Origin of the sequence: Pseudonocardia sp., from assembly GCF_025465255.1 — a bacterium.
Classification (GTDB): Bacteria; Actinomycetota; Actinomycetes; order Mycobacteriales; family Pseudonocardiaceae; genus Pseudonocardia.
Genome location: NZ_JAODNI010000057.1, coordinates 1 through 20,642, shown reverse-complemented (window position 1 = coordinate 20,642; position 20,642 = coordinate 1). Strand labels below are relative to the sequence as shown.

The 20,642-nt window shown below is 73.8% G+C and carries 21 protein-coding genes and 1 pseudogene; 15 read left to right on the top strand and 7 right to left on the bottom strand.

Features of this window, described 5'->3' with window-relative positions; all coding sequences use genetic code 11:
* Positions 1-33 precede the first annotated feature (33 nt).
* A complete protein-coding gene (locus JWP64_RS05930; protein ID WP_297493272.1) occupies positions 34-795 on the bottom strand; it encodes a DeoR/GlpR family DNA-binding transcription regulator in 762 nt (253 codons plus the stop codon).
* 99 nt (positions 796-894) lie between these two features.
* Here JWP64_RS05930 and JWP64_RS05925 point away from each other — a divergent pair, with 99 nt between their 5' ends.
* The 3 genes from JWP64_RS05925 (at position 895) to JWP64_RS05915 (ending at position 5,535) form a co-directional block, all read left to right on the top strand.
* A complete protein-coding gene (locus JWP64_RS05925; protein WP_297493269.1) occupies positions 895-2,535 on the top strand; it encodes a putative PEP-binding protein in 1,641 nt (546 codons plus the stop codon).
* A gap of 154 nt (positions 2,536-2,689) precedes the next feature.
* Positions 2,690-3,529, top strand: coding sequence for an SDR family oxidoreductase (locus JWP64_RS05920; RefSeq protein WP_297493267.1), 840 nt, complete (start codon positions 2,690-2,692; stop codon positions 3,527-3,529).
* A 116-nt stretch (positions 3,530-3,645) separates the two neighbouring features.
* Positions 3,646-5,535, top strand: a complete 1,890-nt coding sequence (locus tag JWP64_RS05915) for a heavy metal translocating P-type ATPase (protein WP_297493263.1) — start codon at positions 3,646-3,648, stop codon at positions 5,533-5,535.
* On the opposite strand, the gene JWP64_RS05910 is transcribed toward JWP64_RS05915, so the two are convergent.
* On the bottom strand, positions 5,437-6,045 hold the full coding sequence (locus JWP64_RS05910) for a TetR/AcrR family transcriptional regulator (protein ID WP_297493261.1): 609 nt from the start codon (positions 6,043-6,045) through the stop codon (positions 5,437-5,439). The genes JWP64_RS05915 and JWP64_RS05910 overlap by 99 nt on opposite strands.
* An 89-nt stretch (positions 6,046-6,134) precedes the next feature.
* Here JWP64_RS05910 and JWP64_RS05905 point away from each other — a divergent pair, with 89 nt between their 5' ends.
* The gene (locus JWP64_RS05905) at positions 6,135-7,871 is read left to right on the top strand and encodes a HAMP domain-containing sensor histidine kinase (RefSeq protein ID WP_297493257.1); all 1,737 of its coding nucleotides are present in this window, start codon (positions 6,135-6,137) and stop codon (positions 7,869-7,871) included.
* 154 nt (positions 7,872-8,025) lie between these two features.
* On the opposite strand, the gene JWP64_RS05900 is transcribed toward JWP64_RS05905, so the two are convergent.
* Positions 8,026-8,697, bottom strand: coding sequence for a response regulator transcription factor (locus JWP64_RS05900; protein ID WP_297493254.1), 672 nt, complete (start codon positions 8,695-8,697; stop codon positions 8,026-8,028).
* Between the two features lie 123 nt (positions 8,698-8,820).
* Between JWP64_RS05900 and JWP64_RS05895 the strand changes: the two genes are divergently transcribed.
* From JWP64_RS05895 to JWP64_RS05865, 7 genes are all read left to right on the top strand, one after another.
* A complete protein-coding gene (locus JWP64_RS05895) occupies positions 8,821-10,425 on the top strand; it encodes a carboxyl transferase domain-containing protein (RefSeq protein ID WP_297493251.1) in 1,605 nt (534 codons plus the stop codon).
* Between the two features lie 94 nt (positions 10,426-10,519).
* The gene (locus tag JWP64_RS05890; protein ID WP_297493248.1) at positions 10,520-12,523 is read left to right on the top strand and encodes an acetyl/propionyl/methylcrotonyl-CoA carboxylase subunit alpha; all 2,004 of its coding nucleotides are present in this window, start codon (positions 10,520-10,522) and stop codon (positions 12,521-12,523) included.
* Position 12,524: 1 nt separating this feature from the next.
* The gene (locus tag JWP64_RS05885; RefSeq protein ID WP_297493246.1) at positions 12,525-13,670 is read left to right on the top strand and encodes an acyl-CoA dehydrogenase family protein; all 1,146 of its coding nucleotides are present in this window, start codon (positions 12,525-12,527) and stop codon (positions 13,668-13,670) included.
* 192 nt (positions 13,671-13,862) lie between these two features.
* Positions 13,863-14,195 (top strand): hypothetical protein, encoded by a 333-nt coding sequence (locus JWP64_RS05880; RefSeq protein WP_297493243.1) that lies wholly within the window; start codon positions 13,863-13,865, stop codon positions 14,193-14,195.
* Positions 14,176-14,316, top strand: coding sequence for a hypothetical protein (locus JWP64_RS05875; RefSeq protein WP_297493240.1), 141 nt, complete (start codon positions 14,176-14,178; stop codon positions 14,314-14,316). Before JWP64_RS05880 ends, JWP64_RS05875 begins: the two co-directional genes overlap by 20 nt.
* 88 nt (positions 14,317-14,404) lie before the next feature.
* Positions 14,405-14,785 (top strand): fused MFS/spermidine synthase, encoded by a 381-nt coding sequence (locus JWP64_RS05870; RefSeq protein ID WP_297493238.1) that lies wholly within the window; start codon positions 14,405-14,407, stop codon positions 14,783-14,785.
* A 44-nt stretch (positions 14,786-14,829) separates the two neighbouring features.
* Positions 14,830-15,219 (top strand): hypothetical protein, encoded by a 390-nt coding sequence (locus tag JWP64_RS05865; RefSeq protein ID WP_297493236.1) that lies wholly within the window; start codon positions 14,830-14,832, stop codon positions 15,217-15,219.
* Between the two features lie 5 nt (positions 15,220-15,224).
* On the opposite strand, the gene JWP64_RS05860 is transcribed toward JWP64_RS05865, so the two are convergent.
* From JWP64_RS05860 to JWP64_RS05850, 3 genes are all read right to left on the bottom strand, one after another.
* Positions 15,225-15,401: a hypothetical protein gene (locus JWP64_RS05860; RefSeq protein ID WP_297493234.1), complete on the bottom strand. Its 177-nt coding sequence runs from the start codon at positions 15,399-15,401 to the stop codon at positions 15,225-15,227.
* Positions 15,402-15,513: 112 nt separating this feature from the next.
* Complete coding sequence (locus JWP64_RS05855; protein ID WP_297493232.1) at positions 15,514-16,311, bottom strand: 5'/3'-nucleotidase SurE; 798 nt, start codon at positions 16,309-16,311, stop codon at positions 15,514-15,516.
* Positions 16,312-16,329: 18 nt separating this feature from the next.
* Positions 16,330-17,112 (bottom strand): SirB1 family protein, encoded by a 783-nt coding sequence (locus tag JWP64_RS05850; RefSeq protein WP_297493230.1) that lies wholly within the window; start codon positions 17,110-17,112, stop codon positions 16,330-16,332.
* Between the two features lie 57 nt (positions 17,113-17,169).
* Here JWP64_RS05850 and JWP64_RS05845 point away from each other — a divergent pair, with 57 nt between their 5' ends.
* Positions 17,170-18,180, top strand: a complete 1,011-nt coding sequence (locus JWP64_RS05845) for an NADP-dependent oxidoreductase (protein ID WP_297493228.1) — start codon at positions 17,170-17,172, stop codon at positions 18,178-18,180.
* Entirely contained in the window at positions 18,177-18,785 is a 609-nt protein-coding gene (locus tag JWP64_RS05840; RefSeq protein ID WP_297493226.1) for a histidine phosphatase family protein, read from the top strand. Before JWP64_RS05845 ends, JWP64_RS05840 begins: the two co-directional genes overlap by 4 nt.
* On the opposite strand, the gene JWP64_RS05835 is transcribed toward JWP64_RS05840, so the two are convergent.
* Entirely contained in the window at positions 18,757-19,701 is a 945-nt protein-coding gene (locus JWP64_RS05835) for an ATP-binding protein (protein ID WP_297493223.1), read from the bottom strand. The two genes, JWP64_RS05840 and JWP64_RS05835, sit on opposite strands and share 29 nt — an antisense overlap.
* 317 nt (positions 19,702-20,018) lie before the next feature.
* Here JWP64_RS05835 and JWP64_RS05830 point away from each other — a divergent pair, with 317 nt between their 5' ends.
* Positions 20,019-20,474, top strand: a complete 456-nt coding sequence (locus JWP64_RS05830) for a MaoC family dehydratase (protein WP_297493218.1) — start codon at positions 20,019-20,021, stop codon at positions 20,472-20,474.
* A 35-nt stretch (positions 20,475-20,509) separates the two neighbouring features.
* A pseudogene (locus tag JWP64_RS05825) lies at positions 20,510-20,642 on the top strand (acetyl-CoA C-acyltransferase); the annotation flags it as partial.

Here is a 20,642-nt window from a genome sequence, read left to right as displayed (position 1 = left end):
GGGCCATCGCGGAAAGGAGTGCGTGGCCGCCCATCAGGCCCGCACCACTCGCGGTCCGGCGGCCTCGATCGTCGCGGCGGCCGCGGCGTCCAGGCCGGTGTCGGTGACGAGCGTCGAGACCTGGTCCAGCGTGGCGAAGCGGACGAACTGGTCCGCGCCGTACTTGGCGGCGTCGGCGAGGACGACCGAACGCCGGGCGGCGGCGATCATGGCCCGCTTGGCCGCGGCCTCCGCCGGGTCCGGTGTCGTGAGGCCCCGCTCGGGGGAGAAGCCGTTGGTACCGAGGAACGCGACGTCCACGGTGAGGGTGGCGAGCGTGTCGACCATCCAGTCGTCGACGGCCGCCATCGTCGTCCCGCGGACCCGGCCCCCGAGCAGCCGCAGGACGATGTTCGGCCGGGTCGCGAGCATGGAGGCGATCGACAAGGAGTTGGTGACGACCGTCAGCTCACGGTCGTGCGGGAGGAGCGTGGCGAGCCGGGCGGTGGTGGTGCCCGCGTCCAGCAGGACGGTCAGGCAGCCCTCGAGCTCGGCGAGCGCGGCCTTGGCGATCCGCTCCTTCTCGACGCCCGCGAGCGAGTCCCGCTGGCCGATGGCGGGCTCGAAGTCCAGCCGGTCCGCGGGGATGGCACCGCCGTGGACGCGCCGGAGGAGGCCCTGGCGTTCGAGGGTGCCGAGGTCCCGCCGGATCGTCTCGGGCGTGACGTCGAGCTCCTCGGCCGTCGCGGCCACGTCGACCCGCCCCGCCTCACGGGTGCGGTTGAGCAGCCACTGCTGTCGCTCCGCTGCATACATCTTTGTTTGCTCCCGGCTTTCTGCTTGCTTGTGTCCGAGTATGTGGGTTTTACTGTGTTTGTCAACGGGTCACGTCGAAGTAACCCCGAGGAGATTCAAATGACGCTCCTGTCCCTGCAGGGCATCCCCGCCAGTCCCGGACGCGCCGGTGGCCGCGTCGTGCGCGTCGCGGACGCGCCGGGTGAGCCGCCGGTCGGCCCCGCGCCGGCCGACCCCGCCGCCGAGGCCGCACGCATCGAACCCGCCGCCGAGGTGGTGTCCGCGCGGTTGCAGGCGCGGGCGGACAGCGTCTCGGGCGACGCGAAGGACGTCCTCGAGGCGACGATCGCGATGGTCGGGGACCCGGCCCTGCTGGACAACGCGCGCGAGCTCGTCGGCAACGGCCGGCCCGCCCCGCGCGCGGTCTGGGAGGCCGCGAACGCCTTCGCGGACATGCTCGCCGGCATGGGCGGCTACATGGCCGAGCGCGCGCGGGACATCCAGGACGTGCGGGACCGGATCGTCGCGGAGCTGCAGGGCCGGCCCGCCCCGGGCGTCGCGGACCTCGAGGCGCCCGCCGTGCTCGTCGCCGCGGACCTCGCGCCCGCGGACACCGCGGGGCTGCGGCCCGGGGTCGCCCTCGCCCTCGTCACGGAGCAGGGCGGGCCGACCAGCCACACTGCGATCCTCGCCCGCTCGCTGGGCATCCCGGCCGTGGTCGGGTGTGCCGGGGCGACCGCCTACTCAGACGGCCGGTTCCTCGTGGTCGACGGATCGTCCGGCGAGGTCGTCGAGGTGGCGACCGCCGAGGAGGCGACAGTGGCCGGTGCCGCCGCCGTCGTCGCGGAGTGGGACGGCGTCGGCCGGACCGCCGACGGGCACGTCGTCCCGCTGCTCGCGAACGTCGGCGACGCGCCCGGTGCCGCGAAGGGTGCGGCCGACCGGGCCGAGGGTGTCGGCCTGTTCCGCACCGAACTCGCGTTCCTGTCCGCGGCCGAGGAGCCGTCGGAGAAGCGGCAGCGCGAGGTCTACGACGGCGTGCTGGCCGCGTTCGCCGGCAAGCCCGTCACGGCGCGGACGCTCGACGCCGGCGCGGACAAGCCCCTGCCCTTCCTGACGCTCGACGGCGAGCCCAACCCGGCGCTCGGGGTCCGCGGCCTGCGGATCGCGCGGGTCCCCGGCAACGGCGCCGAGGTGCTCGAACGCCAGCTCGCGGGGCTGGCGGCGGCCGCGAAGGAGACCGGAGCCGAGCTGAAGGTGATGGCGCCGATGGTCGCGACGGCCGAGGAGGCGCGCTGGTTCGTCGCGCGCTGCCGCGCGCACGGGATCACCAGCGCGGGCGTGATGATCGAGATCCCGGCGGCCGTGCTGACGGCCCGGGAGATCATGGCCGAGGTGGACTTCGTGTCCGTCGGCACCAACGACCTCGCGCAGTACCTGTTCGCCGCGGACCGCCAGTCCGGGCCCGTCGCCGCGCTGAACGACCCGTGGCAGCCCGCCCTCCTCCGGCTCATCCGGATGCTCGGTGAGGCGTCCGCCGAGACCGGGACGCCGGTCGGCGTGTGCGGGGAGGCCGCCGCGGACCCGGCGCTGGCTCCCGTGCTGGTGGGTCTGGGCGTCGCCACGCTGTCGATGGGCTCCGGCGCGCTGGCCGCGGTGGGCGCGTCCCTCGCGTCGGTCACCCTCGACGAGTGCCGCGCCCGTGCCGCGGCCGCCTGCGCCGCCCCGGACCCCATCGCCGGCCGTCAGGCCGCCCTGTGAGCGCGCAGCCTCGCTAGAACGAGGCTGCGCGCTCACGACCCGCCCTGAGCTGCGGTTCCTCCTGTCCTCGCAGCTCGACGGGGGTCGTGCGCGGCGATTCGCGCTCTAGCGCGAAACGTCGCTCACAGGGGGTGGGCGCGCTACGGTCCGGAGCATGGGCAACGAGGCTCCGGCCGCACTCGTCACCGGCGGCGCGAGCGGTATCGGACGGGCCGCGGTCGCGCGGCTGCAGGCGGACGGCTGGCGGGTGGTGCTGGCGGACCTCAACGGCGAGACCGGTGCGCGGACCGCGGCCGAGCTCGGCGCGGAGTTCGTGCGGGCGGACGTGTCCCGCGAGGACGACGTCGAGGCGGCCGTGGCGCGATGCGTGTCGGCGTTCGGCCGGATCGACGCGGTGGTGAACAACGCCGGGGTCGGCGGCGCGTTCGGGGCGCTCACCGACATCACCGTCGAGGACTGGGACTACACGTTCGCCGTGCTGGTCCGCAGCGTGTTCCTCGGGATCAAGCACGGGGCCCGCGCGATGCGGGCGGGCGGGCGCGGCGGTGCGATCGTGAACACGGCGTCGATCGCGGCGTTCAGCGGCGGCGCCGGCCCGCAGGCCTACTCCGCGGCGAAGGCCGCAGTGCTCAACCTGGGCAAGGTGGCCGCGGCCGAGCTGGGCGCGGACCGGATCCGGGTCAACACCGTGTGCCCGGGCGTGATCGTCACACCGTTGATCGGCGGGGACCTGGACGCGACGGCCGCGGTGATGGCGGAGGCGCAGCCCTGGCCGGACCTCGGCCGGCCCGAGGACGTCGCGGAGGTGATCGCGTTCCTCTGCGGGGACGCGTCGCGGTTCGTGACGGGCGAGGAGGTCGTCGTCGACGGCGGGCTGCTCGCCGCGGGCCCGCGGATGCACGCCGCGTACGGCGGGGAGCCCCGGCTGCGGGGCCTCGTCGGCGTCAACCGGGGGTCGACGGGCGAGCCGCCGGTCCTGCGGGCGCGCTCCTGACCTACACAGGTTCGCGGCGCGACGCGTATCGGTCGCCGACACCTGAGCACCTGAACAGCTCGCGGTACACCTTCCTGAATGCGTATCTGCATGCCTGCGAAGGTACGGTGATCCGCATGTCCCGTCTCCTGTCCCTGCCCGAGGTGCGCTGGGCGGCCCTGGCGCTCGCGGCGTTCGCCCTGGCCGTCCCCGCGGAAATGCTCGGCGCGCCAGCGCCGCTCGTCGCGGCCCTGTACGCCGCCTGCTACCTCGCCGGCGGGTGGGAGCCGGCCATGGAGGGGCTGCGGGCGCTGCGGGAGCGGACCCTGGACGTCGACCTGCTGATGATCGTCGCCGCGTTGGGGGCCGCCGCGATCGGCCAGTACCTGGACGGCGCGCTGCTGATCGTCATCTTCGCGAGCTCGGGCGCTCTGGAGGCCGTCATGACGGCGCGCACCCGCGCGGGCATCACCGGGCTGCTCGACCTGGCGCCCGAGAGGGCGAACCGGGTCGGGCCCGACGGCGAGCAGCAGGTCCGGGCCGCGGACCTGGCCGTCGGGGACGAGGTCGTGGTCCGGCCGGGCGAGCGGGTCCCGGCGGACGGCACCGTGCTCGACGGCGTCACGGAGATCGACACCGCGAGCCTCACCGGGGAACCGCTGCCGGTGCGCCGCGGTACCGGCGACGAGGTGCACGCCGGGACGGTCAACGGGACCGGGAGCATCCGCGTCCGGGTCGACAAGGACCCCGCGGACACGCTCGTCGCGGGAATCGCGGCGCAGGTCGGGCGGGCCGCGGAGACGAAGTCGCGGCGGCAGCTCTTCGTTGAGCGGATCGAGCGGCGCTACTCCGTGCTGGTCGTGGTCGGGGCGCTGGCGCTCGTCGCTGTCCCGCTCGCGTTCGGCGCGGATCTCCGCGGGACCCTGCTCCGGGCGATGACCTTCATGATCGTCGCGTCGCCGTGCGCGATCGTCCTGGCAACGATGCCGCCGCTGCTCGCCGCGATCGCCGTCGCCGGGCGGCGCGGGGTGCTGCTCAAGGACGCGACGGTCGTCGAGACGCTCGCCGAGGTCGACGCCGTCGCCCTGGACAAGACCGGCACCGTGACCCGTGGGCGGCCGGAGGTGCGGGACGTCCGGCCGCTGGCTGGGACGGCCGACGCGCTGCTGGCCCTGGCCGCCGCCGCGGAGGCGGGGAGCGAGCACGTGCTCGGCCGGGCGGTCGTCGCCGAGGCCCGACGGCGGGGGCTCGCCCTGGCGCCGGCCACGGACTTCGCGGCGGTTCCCGGGAGCGGGGTCCGGGCCGTCGTCGGGGGCCGGGAGGTGTGGGTCGGCCGGTCGGCCACGCCGGCCGTGGACCACACGGTCGTCGACGTGCTCGTGGACGGGGAACCGGCCGGGACGCTCGTGCTCGCGGACGAGCTGCGGCCGGGGGCCCGCGCGGCGGTGGCCGCGCTGGCCGACGCGGTGGGCGAGGCTCCCGCGCTGCTCACGGGCGATGCGGCCGGCCCCGCGGAAGGCGTGGCGGCCCGCGTCGGTGTCTCGCGCGTCCACGCCGGCCTGCTGCCCGCGGACAAGGCCGCGATCGTCGACGGGTGGCGGGCCGAGGGGCGCATCGTGCTCGCCGTCGGCGACGGGATCAACGACGCCCCCCTGCTGGCCACCGCGGACGTCGGGCTCGCGGTCGCCGAGGGGGCCGGCTCGCTGAGCACCGAGGCGGCCGACGGCGTGCTGCTGCGCGACCCGCTCGGCGCGCCCGCGCCGCTGGTCACGCTCGCGCGGCGGGCCTGCCGGGTCGCCCGGGCCAACCTCGCGTTCGCCGCCGCGGTGATCGTCGGGTTGGTCGTGTGGGACCTCGCCGGTACGTTGCCGCTGGCCGTGGGCGTGGCCGGGCACGAGCTGTCGACGGTGCTCGTCTGCCTGAACGGGCTACGGCTGCTCGTCCGCCCCGGCTGGCCCGAGGCCGTCGAGGGCGGTGAGCGCCATGGTGCGCAGGAGCGCGGCCACCTCGTCGGGGCTGCCCCGTGAGCCGCTGTGCGGGGTGGAGTTGAGCAGGCCGAACGTGCCGTGCGCGGCGATCCGCGCGGAGTCGGCCGAGAGCCCGGGATGGATCCGGCGCAGCGTGTCCACCCAGATCTCGACATAGGTGCGCTGCAGCTGACGGACCCGGCGGCGGGCGTCGTCGGGCAGGTTGTCCAGGTCCCGGTCCTGCACCACGATCAGCTCCGGCTCCCGCAGGGTGAAGTCCAGCTGGAAGTCCACGAGCGCGGCCAGGACGTCCCGCGGCGCCCCCCTGCTGCGGGCCCGGCCGCCGGCGAGCAGGTCCTCGCTGATCCGGAGCAGCATCTCCGCGAGCAGCGCCTCCTTGCCCGGGAAGTGCCGATACAGGGCGGGCCCGCTGATCCCCACGGCCGCGCCGAGGTCGGTGATGCTCACCCCGTGGAAGCCGTGTTTCGCGAAGAGCCGCGCGGCCACCTGCAGGATCTGCTCCCGACGGCTGGGCGCGCCCGTTCGCGGATCCACCTCCGGTGCCGCCATCGGCCGAGCGTAGCGCGTCAGGTTAACGAACGCTAACGTCCGACGAATGTCTCAGCCTGGACACAGGCCGGCCCCTCTACGCTGGTCGGATGCTCGGTCTGCGCTGGCTCCGCGCCCGGATGGGTGTCCGGGTGGCGTCCGCGCTCGCGGCCGCCACCGCGGTGGCCGTCGTCCTGGTGGTGGCCGGGTTCTCCCTGGTGCTGCTGCTGAACCGGTCCCTGCAGACCCAGCTCGACGAGGCGGCCACCCAGCAGGCCGAGCAGGTCGGCCAGCGGATCGCGGCGAACTTCACCGCCACCGGCAACGTCCGGGACAACGCGCTCGACACCACCGGCAAGCGCACGGACCTGATCCAGGTCGTCACGGACTGGAACAACGACGACCCGGACGAGCCGGACATCCAGATCATCGCGGCGTCGGACCCGCTGGCGAGCATGCCGAAGATGTCCGACGTGCTGGTCGAGCGCGGCCGGACGAGGGTGGTCGGCCCGACCCGGGTCGAGCTCGGGGACGGCACCACCCAGGAGGTCCAGGTGGTGGCGGTGGGGTTGCAGCCCTTCGGCCGGCCCATCACGATCCTGGCCGCACAACCGCTCGAACCCGTGCACAAGGCCGTCGACACGGTCAAGACCATGGTCTACATCGGGGTGCCGATCCTCGTGGTGGTCGCCGGGTTCTTCACCTACCTCTTCGCCGGCCGCGCGCTGCGTCCCGTCGAGCGGATCCGCGCCCACGTCGCGAGCCTCACGGACCGGGACCTGGACCGGCGTGTCCCCGAGCCCGTGACCCAGGACGAGATCGGCCGGCTCGCGGCCACGATGAACCAGATGCTCGGCCGGTTGGAGGGCGCGCAGACCAACCAGCGCCGGTTCGTCGCGGACGCCAGCCACGAGCTGCGCAGCCCGCTCGCCACCATCTCCTCCGGCCTCGAGCTGATCGCCGGCGCGCACCACCCGGACAGCCCGGACGGGGCCACGGTCCGCTCGATGCGCACCGAGGCGGACCGGCTCGGCAGGCTCGTCGACGGGCTGCTGCTGCTCGCCCGGGCCGACGAGCGCGGCCTGCAGCCACGGCACGACGAGGTCGACCTCGACGAGATCGTGGAGGCCGAGCGGGGCCGGCCGTCGGACATCGGCGGGGCCCGGGTGGGTGCGGACGGCGTCATGGTCCGCGCCGAGCCGGTGCGCGTCGTCGGGGACCGCGGGCAGCTGGTCCGGGTCGTGCGCAACCTCGTGGACAACGCCCGCCGGCACGCCGAGTCGCGGGTGCTGGTGACGCTGCGCCGCGAGGGCGACCGGGCCGTGGTCGAGGTCGGCGACGACGGGCCGGGCGTCCCGCCGGAGCAACGCACGCGCGTCTTCGAGCGGTTCGTGCGCCTCGACGAGGCCCGCGCACGATCCGACGGCGGCGCCGGGCTCGGCCTGGCGATCGTCGCCGAGGTGATGGCCGCACACGGCGGCGGCGTCGAGATCGGCGAGTCCGAGTTGGGCGGGGCGCTATTCCGGGTGACCATGCCGGCCGGGCCGGCCGCGGAGCGGGACCCGGCCGAGACCGCGCCGCCCGCCCAGGAGACGCAGCCGCTCTACGACGACCGGCCGACCGGGCCCACACCCGTCGTCCCGCCGGGTGGCCGGCCCCGGCCGCGCCCGGAGTCGACGTCCGGGCCGATCCCGGTCCCGCAGGGCCGGCCCGCGCCGGACCGCCCGGTCCGGGAGCTCACGACGCCGGTCCGGCTCGGCGAGGCCCGCTCACCCGCGGACGTCAACCCGACGGGGCCGCTGCCGGTCGTCCGCCCGGAGAGCTACTCGCGCTCCAAGGGCGGCTAATCCTGCGGATCTCCTGCCGGTGTGCGCCGCCCCAGGCGGCGCCCCGCGGCGTTCTCGTCGGCGCCGATCCAACCCCGGCATCGGCCCCTCCTCGGCCTTCGGCGTCCACACCTGGAACGCCGCACGCTCGGCACGGACCCGCAGGACAGAGCCTCTAGGGCTCGACCATCCGGTAGCCGACGCCGCGCAGGGTCTCGATGGACGTGGTCCCGAACGGCGCGTCGATCTTGCGCCGGACGTACCCGACGTACACCTCGACCACGTTGACCTCGCCCTCGTAGTGCGCGTCCCAGACGGCGCGCAGGATGTCCGTCTTCGTGACGACCTCCCCGGCGTGCCGCATCAGGTGCTCCAGCACGCCGAACTCGCGCGGGGTGAGTGTGACCTCGGTGTCCCCGCGGAACACGCGGTGCCGCGCGGGGTCGAGCTTCAGGTCCCCGACGGTCAGGACGCTCGGCCTGGCGTCTCCCGCGCGGCGCTGCAGGGCGCGCAGCCGGGCCAGCAGGACGACGAACGAGAACGGCTTGGTCAGGTAGTCGTCCGCGCCGAGGTCGAAGGCGTCCGCCTCGTCGTACTCGCCGTCCTTCGCCGTGAGCATGAGGACGGGCGTCCAGACCCCGGCGGCGCGCAGCCGTTGCAGGATCCGGTAGCCGGAGAGCCCCGGCAGCATGATGTCCAGGATGACGACGTCGTGCGCGCCCGCGAGCGCCGCCTCGAGCCCCGCGGGCCCGTCGTGGGCCATGTCCACGGAGTGGCCCTCACGGGCGAGTCCGCGGCGGACCATCTCCGCAAGGGGCCGTTCGTCCTCGACCAGAAGCACGCGCACGCCCCGAACCGTAGAAGGCGCTCCATGTGAGCCCGCTGAAGGCCCTGGCACATCCAGTTAACGACCGCTAACATGTTAACGATCGCTAACCGGCGTGACGACGGAGTTGGCTGAGGGAGAGGTATGCCGGACACCCGAACCGAGGCACCGCGGCTGCGCAGCGGGGTGGACCCGGGCGACGAACGGTTCGCCGCGAACGCGGAGTCGCACCGTTCCCTGGTCGCGGACCTGAACGCGCGCCTGGCGGCCGCCCGCCTCGGCGGGCCGGAGAAGTCCCGCGCCCGGCACGTCGAGCGCGGGAAACTGCTGCCGCGGGACCGGGTGGACGACCTGGTCGACCCGTCGTCGCCGTTCCTGGAGCTGTCCCCGATGGCGGCGAACGGCATGTACGGCGACGAGGCCCCGGGCGCCGGGATCATCACCGGGGTCGGGCGGGTGGCCGGGCGCGAGTGCGTGATCGTCGCCAACGATGCCACGGTCAAGGGCGGCACCTACTACCCGATGACGGTGAAGAAGCACCTCCGCGCGCAAGAGGTGGCGCTGCACAACCGGCTGCCGTGCGTCTACCTGGTGGACTCCGGTGGGGCGTTCCTGCCGCAGCAGGACGACGTCTTCCCGGACCGCGAGCACTTCGGCCGCATCTTCTACAACCAGGCGCAGATGTCCGGGCTGGGCATCCCGCAGATCGCCGCCGTGCTGGGCTCGTGCACCGCGGGCGGCGCGTACGTGCCGGCGATGAGCGACGAGGCGGTGATCGTCCGGAACCAGGGGACGATCTTCCTCGGTGGCCCGCCGCTGGTGAAGGCCGCGACCGGCGAGGTCGTCACCGCCGAGGAGCTGGGCGGCGGGGACCTGCACTCCAAGGTATCCGGCGTCACGGACCACCTCGCCAACGACGACGCGCACGCGTTGCAGATCGTCCGGTCGATCGTCGGGACGCTCGGGCCGCGCGCCCCCCGGCCGTGGGACGTCGTGCCCACCGAGGAGCCGGTGGTGGACCCGGCCGAGCTCTACGGGGCGGTGCCGACGGACTCCCGGACCCCCTACGACGTGCGCGAGGTGATCGCGCGGGTCGTCGACGGGTCGCGGTTCCACGAGTTCAAGTCCGAGTACGGCACCACGCTGGTCACCGGGTTCGCGCACATCCACGGGCATCCCGTGGGGATCGTCGCGAACAACGGGATCCTGTTCTCCGAGTCCGCGGTCAAGGGCGCGCACTTCATCGAGCTGTGCGACCAGCGCGGGATCCCGCTGGTGTTCCTGCAGAACATCTCCGGGTTCATGGTCGGCCGGGAGTACGAGGCCGGCGGCATCGCGAAGAACGGCGCCAAGATGGTGACGGCCGTGGCGTCCACCCGGGTGCCGAAGCTGACCGTCGTCATCGGCGGGTCCTTCGGGGCGGGGAACTACTCGATGTGCGGGCGGGCGTACTCGCCGCGGTTCCTCTTCATGTGGCCCAACGCGCGGATCTCGGTGATGGGCGGGGAGCAGGCCGCGACGGTGCTGGCCGCCGTCCGCTCGCCCCGGGACGAGACGCCCGAGGAGGAGTTCAAGGACCGGATCCGGGCCCAGTACGAGCACCAGGGCCATCCGTACTACTCCACTGCCCGGATCTGGGACGACGGCGTCATCGACCCCGCGGACACCCGGACCGTCCTCGGGCTCGCCCTGTCCACCGCCGTCAACGCGCCCCTCGCCGATCCGGCGTTCGGCGTCTTCCGGATGTGAGCGCCGTGCTGCCGGCTCCGTTGCACGAAAGTGCCGTTGGCTCATACCTGGTGATCGAGAGTGCCGTTCGTGCAGCGGCGAAGGGGGTGCGCGGATGTTCTCGACGGTGATGGTCGCGAACCGTGGGGAGATCGCGGTCCGGGTGATCCGGACGCTCCGGTCCCTCGGTATCCGGTCGGTGGCCGTGTACTCGGACGCCGACGCCTCCGCCCCGCACGTCGCGGCGGCCGACGTCGCCGTGCGGCTCGGGCCGGCAGCGGCGGCGGAGAGCTACCTGTCGATCGAACGCGTCATCGAGGCCGCGCGCGCCACCGGCGCCGAGGCGATCCACCCGGGCTACGGGTTCCTGTCGGAGAACACCGCGTTCGCCGCGGCCTGCGAGGCCGCGGGGATCGTGTTCGTCGGGCCGCCGGCGTCCGCGATCGAGGCGATGGGCGACAAGATCCGCGCCAAGCAGACCGTGGCGAAGGCCGGCGTTCCGGTCGTCCCGGGCTCGGACGGCGCCGGGCTCTCCGACGACGACCTGGCCCTCGCCGTCGAGGAGATCGGCTTCCCGGTGCTGCTCAAGCCGTCCGCGGGCGGTGGCGGCAAGGGGATGCGCGAGGTCCACTCGGCGGATGCGCTCGCCGACGCCATCGCGAGCGCCCGGCGGGAGGCGCGCGGGTCCTTCGGGGATGACACCCTGCTCGTCGAACGCCTGGTGACGACGCCGCGGCACATCGAGATCCAGGTGATGGCCGACGCGCACGGGAACGTCGTGCACCTCGGCGAGCGGGAGTGCTCGCTGCAACGGCGGCACCAGAAGATCGTCGAGGAGGCGCCGTCGCCGCTGCTCACACCCGAGCAGCGGGAGGCGATGGGGGCGGCGGCGTGCGAGGCCGCCCGGGCCTGCGGCTACACCGGCGCCGGGACCGTCGAGTTCATCGTGGGCGCCGACCGGCCGGACGAGTTCTTCTTCATGGAGATGAACACGCGCCTGCAGGTCGAGCACCCGGTGACGGAGATGGTGACCGGGCTGGACCTCGTCGAGCTGCAGCTCCGGGTCGCCGCGGGGGAGCCGCTGCCGCTCGCGCAGGCGGACGTGGCGCTGCACGGGCACGCCGTCGAGGCGCGGGTCTACGCGGAGGACCCGGCCGCGGGCTTCCTCCCGACCGGCGGCCGGATCCTCGCCCTCGACGAGCCGGGGGGACCGGGCGTCCGGGTGGACTCCGGGATCGCCGAGGGCGGGACGGTCGGGTCGGACTACGACCCGATGCTGTCCAAGGTGATCGCGCACGGCGCGGACCGGGCGGAGGCCCTGCGCCGGCTCGACGCCGCGCTCGGGAACACCGTGCTGCTCGGGCTCGGGACGAACATCGGCTTCCTCCGCGGGTTGCTGGCGGACGACGACGTCCGCGCCGGGAACCTGGACACCGGCCTCGTCGGCCGCCGCGTCGACGACCTGGCGGCAGCGGACCTCCCGCAGGACGTCCTGGGCGTCGCGACCGGCTGCGCCCTGCTCCGCCTCGAGCCCCACGGCGAGATCGTCGATCCCTTCGACGTCCCCGGCGGCTGGCGGCTCGGCGGCCCCGCGTGGGTCACGCGCAAACTCGTCGCGTCCGGCCACGACGCCGTCGAGGTCCGTGTCCGCGGCCGGGCGCCGGACGCCGAGATCTCCCTCGACGGCGGCGAGAGTGTCCGCACCTCGACCCGCCCTGTGAGCGGGAAACCTCGTTCTAACGAGGTTTCCCACTCACAGGGCGGCGTGAGCAGGCATTACGCCACCGCGCGGGGCGAGGACGGCGTCCTGTGGATCGGCCGGGACGGGTACTCCTGGTCCGTGCGGGAGCAGGAGCCGCTCGAGGCCGCGATGGCCGACGTCGCGGGCGGCGGCGGGCCGGTGCTCTCGCCGATGCCCGGCACCGTGACCGTCGTCGAGGTCACCGAGGGCCAGGAGGTGACGGCAGGGCAGAAGCTCGTCGTCGTCGAGGCCATGAAGATGGAGCACGTGCTCACCGCGCCGGTCGACGGCGTGGTCCGCGAGCTGCGCGCGCGGGCCGGCGGCACGGTCGCCAAGGACGCCGCGCTGCTGATCATCGAGACACCCGAGGAGAACTGACATGGACCTCGACCTCAGCGAGGAGCACGCCGCGCTGCGGGCCACCGTCGAGGACTTCGCGCAGAAGGAGGTCGCCCCGGTCATCGGGGACCTCTACGAGCGCGAGGAGTTCCCGTACGAGCTCGTCCGCAAGATGGGCGCGATGGGCCTGTTCGGCCTGCCCGTCAGCGAGGAGTTCGGCGGCATGGGCGGGGACTACTTCGCACTCTGCCTCGCCCTGGAGGAGCTCGCGCGCGTCGACTCGTCCGTCGCGATCACCCTGGAGGCGGGGGTGTCGCTCGGCGCGATGCCCGTCTACCGCTTCGGCTCGGACGAGCAGAAGGCGCAGTGGCTCCCGCAGCTCGCGGCCGGCGAGAAGCTCGGTGCCTTCGGCCTGACCGAGGCCGGCGGCGGGTCCGACGCCGGAGCCACCCGCACCACCGCCCGCCTCGACGGCGACGAGTGGGTGATCAACGGGTCCAAGTGCTTCATCACGAACTCCGGCACGGACATCACCGAGATCGTCACCGTCACCGCGGTGACCGGCGGGACGGACGAGAAGAAGGAGATCTCGGCGATCGTCATCCCGTCCGGCACGCCCGGGTTCACCGTGGCGAAGCCGTACTCGAAGGTCGGCTGGTGCTCCTCGGACACCCACGAGCTCTTCTTCGACGATGTCCGCGTCCCCGCCGCGAACCTGCTCGGCATCCGGGGCCGGGGCTACGCGCAGTTCCTCTCGATCCTCGACGAGGGCCGCGTCGCGATCGCGGCCCTGTCCGTCGGGCTCGCCCAGGGCTGTGTCGACGAGTCCCTGCGCTACGCCCACGAGCGGCAGGCCTTCGGCAGCCCGATCGGGAAGTATCAGGCGATCCAGTTCAAGATCGCGGACATGGAGGTCCGGGCGCACACCGCGCGGCTGGCCTACTACGCCGCCGCGGCGAAGATGCTGAAGGGCGAGCCGTTCAAGAAGGAGGCGGCCATCGCCAAGCTGGTGTCCTCCAACGCCGCGATGGACAACGCCCGGGACGCCACGCAGATCTTCGGCGGCTACGGCTTCATGAACGAGTACCCCGTCGGCCGCTTCTACCGGGACGCGAAGATCCTGGAGGTCGGCGAGGGCACATCGGAGGTCCAGCGGATGCTGATCGCCCGCCAGCTCGGCCTGTAGCCGTCTTCGTCGTGCGGGCCCCCGGCCCGCGCGGCGGGCGGGCCTGGTGGGGCGTTGCGTCGACCGATCAGCCGTCGCAGCGATGGCAGACCGTCACTACGTTGGTTCCTCCGACGTGGACGGGCTGCTCCCGGACCCGGGCGGCAGCAGCTGGTCAGCGCTGCGCGCCCGTCCCGTCCGAGGAGGGGCGTCGTGACGACTGCCACGGAGGCCGGCCAGGCCGAGAGCCTCAAGGTGCGGCCGATGATCGAGGCCGACCTGACGGACGCCGACCGAATCATGCGGACGGCGTTCGGGACGTTCCTGGGGCTGCCGGACCCGATGGCGTTCCTCGGCGACGGTGACTACGTCCGCAGCCGCTGGACCGCCGCGCCGCAGGCCGCGCTGACCGCGGAGGTCGACGGCCGGCTCGTCGGGTCCACCTTCGCCACCCGGTGGGGCAGTGTCGGGTTCTGCCTGCGAGGCCTTCGCCACCACGCGAGGAGCGGGCCGTGTGGTGGCCGGGGTGAACACCGCCCGGCGTGACGCCTATCGGATGCTCGGCGAGCGGGGCTACCGCGCGGACCTGATCGGGGTCGCCATGCATCGCCCGGACGAGCCCGGTTACCACCGGCCGGACGCCCTGGTCGTCGACGACTGGCGTTGACGTCCCGGACGACCTCGAGGCCGGCCCGCTTCCGCCCGGCGACGGGGGCGGCGCGGCGACCTCGTCGCCGCCGCACGAGGATGTCCCGGTGCGCCCCCTCCTGGCCCGGATCACCGTCCTCGTCAGCGGCGCGGCGATCCTCGTCGTCGAGACCCTCGCGACCCGGCTCGTCGCCCCGTACGTCGGCCTGACGCTGGAGTCGACGACGGCCGTCATCGGCGTCGCCCTCGCGGGGATCGCGGCCGGTGCAGCGCTCGGCGGCCGCTGGGCGGACCTCGTGCCGCCCCGCCGGGTCGCGACGCTCGGGCTCGCCCTCGGTGGCCTCGGCGTGCTGGCGGTCCGGCCGGTCGTCCGGCTGCTCGGCCCGGTGTTCGGCGCCGGTCCCGGAGTCCGATGTGCTCACCGACGACCGCGCGCCGGCAGATCGACTGGCAACCTCGGACCGCACGGGATGAGCTGGGCACGGTAGCGTCGCGACGTGCCGGAGAGACCGGTGCAAGGGGAGGAGCCGACGTGGCGAGCTGGGACGATCTCGTGTCCTTCGTGCGGGTGCGCTACGAGATCATGCGCTCGAGCGAGGCGGAGCTGTGGTTCAACCTGCCCACCACGGAGGAGCGCACCCAGCTGGTGGTCGTCCGGCACAAGACGGACGCCGACGGCCAGGCCTGGGCGCAGATCGAGTCCCCGATCGGCCGCATCGCGGACCTGGACCTGCCGCTGCTGCTCGCCAAGGCGTCCGAGTCCGTCGTCGGCGGGGTCGCGGCCGAGGACGGTGTGGCCCTCTTCCGGCACTCCATCCCGCTGCACGAGGGTGAGCTGACCGGCTTCGACCTGCCGTTCCGGCTCGTCGTGAAGGTCGCGGACGAGCTCGAGGAGCTGCTCACCGGTAAGGACGAGCACTAGGACCCTCAGCCCAGGATCGGTGCCGGCTCCAGGGCCTGCTCGACGACGGTGCGCATCCGGTTCAGCAGCTGGTCCGCCTCGAACCGGCTCATCGCCCCGCTCGCGACGCCCTGGCGGAGCTCCTCCGCGATGGCGCGCGCGAAGCGGGTCGACCATTCGTACCTCATGTCACCGTCACCCATAGTGACAGTGTGCGACGTGGGACCGGTCACACCCCATCCGGGGGTGTTCCGTCGACGATGCGCCTTGAGCCTCGCCCACACCGTGCCCCGTCATGCGGGTGGGCGTACCTCGTCAAGCAGAACGCGTGACGGAGCGTTGCGAGAGCAGGCCCGGCCTCGCCTCCACCAAGGACAGTTCGGTCAGCGTGGGGTGACCCTGAGCGAGCAACGCGATGTCCGAGCCCGGGTCGTAGGCACCGTCCGGTTGGGAGATCGTCGTGAGCAGGCTGCCCGGGCCGTCGTCGACGCCCGGGGTGTGATCCACCCGGACCTGAACGGCCCCGAACGACGACAGCGTGGCCTCCCGCAGCGGCCCCAGCTCGTCCGCCGGCCGGTCCGGGACGTTCAGCGAGAGCAGCGTCGCCGCGGGCATCGAGGTCAGCATCCCGAGCACCTCCGGGAGCACGGTCAGCACCGTCTCCCAGTGCGGCACCTCCGGCTCGCTCAGCCCGCTGTCCAGCGAGACCGCCAGGCCGCTCCAGCCGTGCAGCGCGCCGGTGAGGACCGCGCCGACCGTCCCCGAGTGGATCACCGCATGCCCGACGTTCGCGCCGAGGTTGATCCCGGAGAACACGAGATCCGGCAGCGGGTCCAGCCAGCCGCGCCCGGCCGCGTGCACGATGAACGCCGGATGCCCCTCCACCGCGAACGCGGGGATCCCGTCGAGCCCGGGTAGCGCCCGCGGGTGGACGGGGGTGCGGTGCCGGTCGGACACGGCGAGGATCGACGCGCCCACCCCGCTGGCGTTGGTGTGCGGCGCGGCCACGACGACGTCGAACCCGGCATCCCGGGCGCCGCGCGCCAGCGTCCACAGGCCCGGGGAGTCGATGCCGTCGTCGTTCGTGATCAGGACGCGCGGGGGAGTGCTCACGCCGTCCACCGTACGGCGCTAGTTCAGGTGCGCCCGCAGCGTCCGGGAGGCGAGGACCAGGCGGTCCCGCGTCGGCGGGTCCACCCGGGCCCGGCCCGTCAGCCAGCTGTCGATCAGCCGCGCGCCCTCGCCCCAGCGGCCCTGCTCCCCGAGCACCTCGCCCAGCTCGACGAGCGCGGCCTCGTCCGCCCGCAGTGCCAGGCGCATCCGCAGCACCCACTCCCGGCGCGCGGGCCCGCCGCCGGCCCGGTAGACGCCGCGCAGGTTCTCCAGCATCCGGGACAGGATCTCCCGGGTTGAGGCGCGGGCCAGCAGGTGCGGCCCGAACCGGATTCGCGGCCCCGCGCCCGTCGCCGTGCGGAAGCGCGCCTCGCAGCCGGCGAGGTCCAGGCGACGGCCGCCGTCGAACACGTCGAGGTGCTGGTCCGTGCCCGGCACCCGGACGAGGAAGTGGCCCGGCATCCCGACGCCCTCGAGCGGGATCCCGGCCCGTCGGCCGACCTCGATGCACACCACGGCAAGCGAGATCGGGATTCCCGTCCGGCGGGTCAGGACGTGCGGGAGCAGGGAGTTCCGGGGGTCGTAGTAGTTGCTCGCGTTGCCCCGGAAGCCCTCCTCGAGGAAGAGCCGGCGCAGCAACCGCGGCAGCGAGTCCACCCCCGCGGCGAGGCGATCCAGCTCGTGCAGCCAGCGGCCCGGATCCAGCGACGGGTCCGCGCCGGCCGCGATGAGCAGCGCGGCCTCGTCCAGCGGGGGCTCCGGTGCCGAGACGAGCCTGACGAACCGTTGCACCGCGTCCACCCGGACATCCTGCACCCGCCGCTGCGGGCCCGGCCAACGACATGGCTAGATGGGGCCATGACGTTCGTGACCCATCAGATCCGGCTCGCCGCGCGGCCCTCGGGCCTTCCCACGCCGGAGGTGTGGGACCGCACCGAGACGGAGATCGGGGATCCCGCCGAGCGCACGTTCGTCGTCGCCGTCCGATACGTCTCGCCGGACCCGGCGATGCGCGGGTGGATGAACGAGGGCCGCTCCTACGTGCCGCCGGTGCAGATCGGCGAGGTCATGCGGGCCTTCGCCGGTGGCGAGGTCGTGGCGTCGGCGCATCCGGACTTCGCCGTGGGTGACCTGGTCACGGGCCTGTTCGGCGTGCAGACGTATGCCGTCTCGGACGGCCGCGGCGTGCAGAAGCTCGCCCCGGACGCGGACCTGCCCACGAACCTCGCCGTGCTCGGCATGCCGGGGATGACGGCGTACTTCGGGCTTTTCGATGTGGGTGCGCTGAAGGACGGCGAGACGGTGCTCGTGTCCGGGGCCGCCGGTGCGGTGGGCAGCATCGTCGGGCAGCTGGCGAAGATCCGCGGCTGCCGGGTCATCGGGATCGCGGGCGGGCCGCGGAAGTGCGCCCAACTCGTCGACGAGCTGGGCTTCGACGCCGCCGTCGACTACCGGTCCGCGGACTTCGTCGAGGCGCTGCGGGCGCAGACCCCGGACGGCGTCGACGTGTACTTCGACAACGTCGGCGGCGAGATCCTGGACGCCGCGCTCGGCCGCCTCCGCACGCACGCCCGGGTGCCGATCTGCGGCGCGATCAGCCAGTACAACAAGACCGGCAAGCCGACCGGCCCCGCGAACTACCTCAGCCTCCTGGTCAACCGCGCCCGGATGGAGGGCTTCGTGGTGACGGACTTCACGGAGCGCTACCCGGAGGCCGCCGCGGCGATGACGCGGTGGATCGCCGAGGGGAGGCTGCACAGCCGCCACGACGTGGTCCGGGGTGGCGTCGGGGACTTCCCGGACGTCCTGCTGCGGCTGTTCAAGGGCGAGAACACCGGAAAGCTGCTGCTGGAGCTCGAAGGGGCGTGAGCGCGCGGATCACGCTGCTCGCCGCGGCCTCCACCTCCGCGACCGCGGGCGCCGCGTTCCCGGCGGACGAACCGCTGGACCTCCGTGGCCGGGCCGGAGCTGCGGAGCTGGCCGGGACGTTCGCGCGTCCCGGCCGGGTGCTCTGCTCGCCCGCCCGGGTGGCCCGGGAGACGGCCGCGGCGCTCTCGCTCGACCCCGTCGAGACCGCTCCGCTGCTCGCGGACCTGGACGCGGGCCGCTGGGCGGGCCGGACGCTCGACGACGTCGCGGCGGCCGAACCCGAGGGCGTGGGGCGCTGGCTCGCGGACCCGGACGTGGCGCCGCACGGCGGCGAGTCCGTGGCCCGCACGATCGAGCGGGCGTCGGAGTGGCTGGCCTCGCTGCCCGCCGAGGGGAACCTGCTGGCGATCACCCACGCCGCCGTGGTCCGGGCGGTGCTGCTCGACGTGCTCGGCGCGCCCGCGGACCGCTTCTGGCGGATCGACGTCGCCCCGCTGACGGCGACGGTGCTGCGGGGCGCTCCGGGACGCTGGACCCTGCGGTCGACGGGCGCTCCGCCACGTGGGCGGGGAGCCCTCAGGCGAGGTCCATCCGCAGTCGGGTGACGGTGCCGCTCCGCTCGTCGCTCCACACCTGCAGGACGTCCGTCAGCTCCGAGGCGAGCCACAACCCGCGCCCGCGCTCGCCGGACGCCGGTGGGGCGACCATGCCGGGGAACGGGATCGTCATCCGCCCGGTGTCGTGCACCTCGGCGACCATCCCGGTGCCGTCCGCCCACAGCCGCAGGACGCCGAGGCCGGGGCCGTGCTCGACGCTGTTGGTGGCGATCTCGTTCACCGCGAGGACGACGTCCGCGGCGCGCTCCTGGTCCAGGCCGGTCCGGGCGGCCACCGCGGCGACGAGGCGGCGCAGCGCGTGCAGGTCCGCGAGCCGGAACTCCAGGCGCGCCGTCGGCGGGCCGAGCTCGGGCGGCGGGGGCGGCGGGTACTCGGCGACGATCTCGATCGGGTCCCGCACCTGGTCGTTGGGGACGCGGTGACCGTCGATCCGCAGGGTCGGGTGGGTGGCCCGGACGATCGACAGCGTCTCGGGGTCCTGCGGGCAGGGGCAGAGCATCGTGATCGGCAGGCCCTCGAGCACCACGTTCAGCGCGGCGTCGAGCCGGATCCAGTGGTCCGGACCGAGCCCGGCGACGTCCGCGAAATGCTGGGCGACGACCGTCGTGCGCGCTCCGGGCCGCCCGGCGTTGCGGGTCAGCCGGCCCCAGCGGGAGGCCACGGTGAAGGCGGGGACGCGGTGCACCTCGACGGGGTCCAGGAACTCGACGTGCTCCGCGGCGGTGCCCAACGCGGCGCTCACGGCCTCGCGGCTCAGGTCGTCCATGACGGCGACGACGCGCTCCCCATCGGAGACGGCTCCGGCCAGCGGCTCGCGCAACTGCGCGGCCAGGTGCTCCGGGCCCTCGTGGAGGACACCCTCGTGCACCATCCCCGCCGTGGTCTCGACAGAGGAGCCGCTCATCCTTGGCCACCCCGCAGCCGGGTGGCGTCACCCGTTCCCACGGTGGTCATCGTTCCCGTCCCGAGCACTCGCGCCGGGGCGAACAATAGTGTGCCGGACCTGCGGTTGCCGAACGGAGCAACGCCCCGTCGCGGCCCGTAGCGACGGGCGGTCCGCCCGGGCGCCGAACATCCGTCCGTGGTGGGCTCCCGGGCACGGCCCGCCCCCGGCCACGCCGCTCGCCCGGTGGCCGCACGCCCGTGGTCGAGGACATCGAACGAACGCCCGGCCCTGTGGCAGGGTGACGCGCAAGCACAAGCTCGCCGAAAGGGTGGATCATGCGCGTCTTCAACGGTGTCGACGAACTTCGCCAGGCCAAGGGCTCGCAGCTCGGGGCCTCGGACTGGGTGACGGTCGAGCAGTCCCACATCGACCAGTTCGCCGAGGCGACCGGGGACCACCAGTGGATCCACGTGGACGCCGAGCGCGCCAAGGACGGGCCCTTCGGCAAGACCATCGCCCACGGCTTCCTCACCCTGTCGCTGCTCCCCGTGCTGGTCTCCCAGGTGTACCGGGTGGACAACGTCAAGATGGGCATCAATTACGGGTTGAACAAGGTGAGGTTCACCTCCCCGGTCCCCGTGGGTAGCCGGGTACGGGGCAATGTCGAGCTCGTCGACGTCGCGGACGTGGGCGGCGGCGCGGTCCAGATCACCACCAAGATCACTGTCGAGCTCGAGGGTTCGGAGCGCCCGGCGATCGTCGCCGAGTGGCTCACCCGCCAGTACAGCTGAGTTCTACGACGAATCCTAACGAGGAGCGAGAAGAGATGCGGGACGCGGTGATCTGCGAGCCGTTGCGGACCCCGGTCGGGGGGTTCGGGGGGACGTTGCGCGAGGTGGCGGCGCACGAGTTGGCCTCGACGGCGATCCGGGCGTTGATGGAGCGCACCGGGTTGCCGC

Excerpts from the sequence above, each read along its gene's own strand:
- JWP64_RS05930 (WP_297493272.1), bottom strand. The coding sequence starts at position 795 with ATGTATGCAGCGGAGCGACAGCAGTGGCTGCTCAACCGCACCCGTGAG.
- JWP64_RS05885 (WP_297493246.1), top strand. The coding sequence starts at position 12,525 with ATGGACCTCGACCTCAGCGAGGAGCACGCCGCGCTGCGGGCCACCGTC.
- JWP64_RS05830 (WP_297493218.1), top strand. The coding sequence starts at position 20,019 with ATGCGCGTCTTCAACGGTGTCGACGAACTTCGCCAGGCCAAGGGCTCG.
- JWP64_RS05860 (WP_297493234.1), bottom strand. The coding sequence starts at position 15,401 with ATGGGTGACGGTGACATGAGGTACGAATGGTCGACCCGCTTCGCGCGC.
- JWP64_RS05845 (WP_297493228.1), top strand. The coding sequence starts at position 17,170 with ATGACGTTCGTGACCCATCAGATCCGGCTCGCCGCGCGGCCCTCGGGC.
- JWP64_RS05890 (WP_297493248.1), top strand. The coding sequence starts at position 10,520 with ATGTTCTCGACGGTGATGGTCGCGAACCGTGGGGAGATCGCGGTCCGG.
- JWP64_RS05910 (WP_297493261.1), bottom strand. The coding sequence starts at position 6,045 with ATGGCGGCACCGGAGGTGGATCCGCGAACGGGCGCGCCCAGCCGTCGG.
- JWP64_RS05915 (WP_297493263.1), top strand. The coding sequence starts at position 3,646 with ATGTCCCGTCTCCTGTCCCTGCCCGAGGTGCGCTGGGCGGCCCTGGCG.
- JWP64_RS05835 (WP_297493223.1), bottom strand. The coding sequence starts at position 19,701 with ATGAGCGGCTCCTCTGTCGAGACCACGGCGGGGATGGTGCACGAGGGT.
- JWP64_RS05925 (WP_297493269.1), top strand. The coding sequence starts at position 895 with ATGACGCTCCTGTCCCTGCAGGGCATCCCCGCCAGTCCCGGACGCGCC.
- JWP64_RS05905 (WP_297493257.1), top strand. The coding sequence starts at position 6,135 with ATGCTCGGTCTGCGCTGGCTCCGCGCCCGGATGGGTGTCCGGGTGGCG.
- JWP64_RS05895 (WP_297493251.1), top strand. The coding sequence starts at position 8,821 with ATGCCGGACACCCGAACCGAGGCACCGCGGCTGCGCAGCGGGGTGGAC.
- JWP64_RS05920 (WP_297493267.1), top strand. The coding sequence starts at position 2,690 with ATGGGCAACGAGGCTCCGGCCGCACTCGTCACCGGCGGCGCGAGCGGT.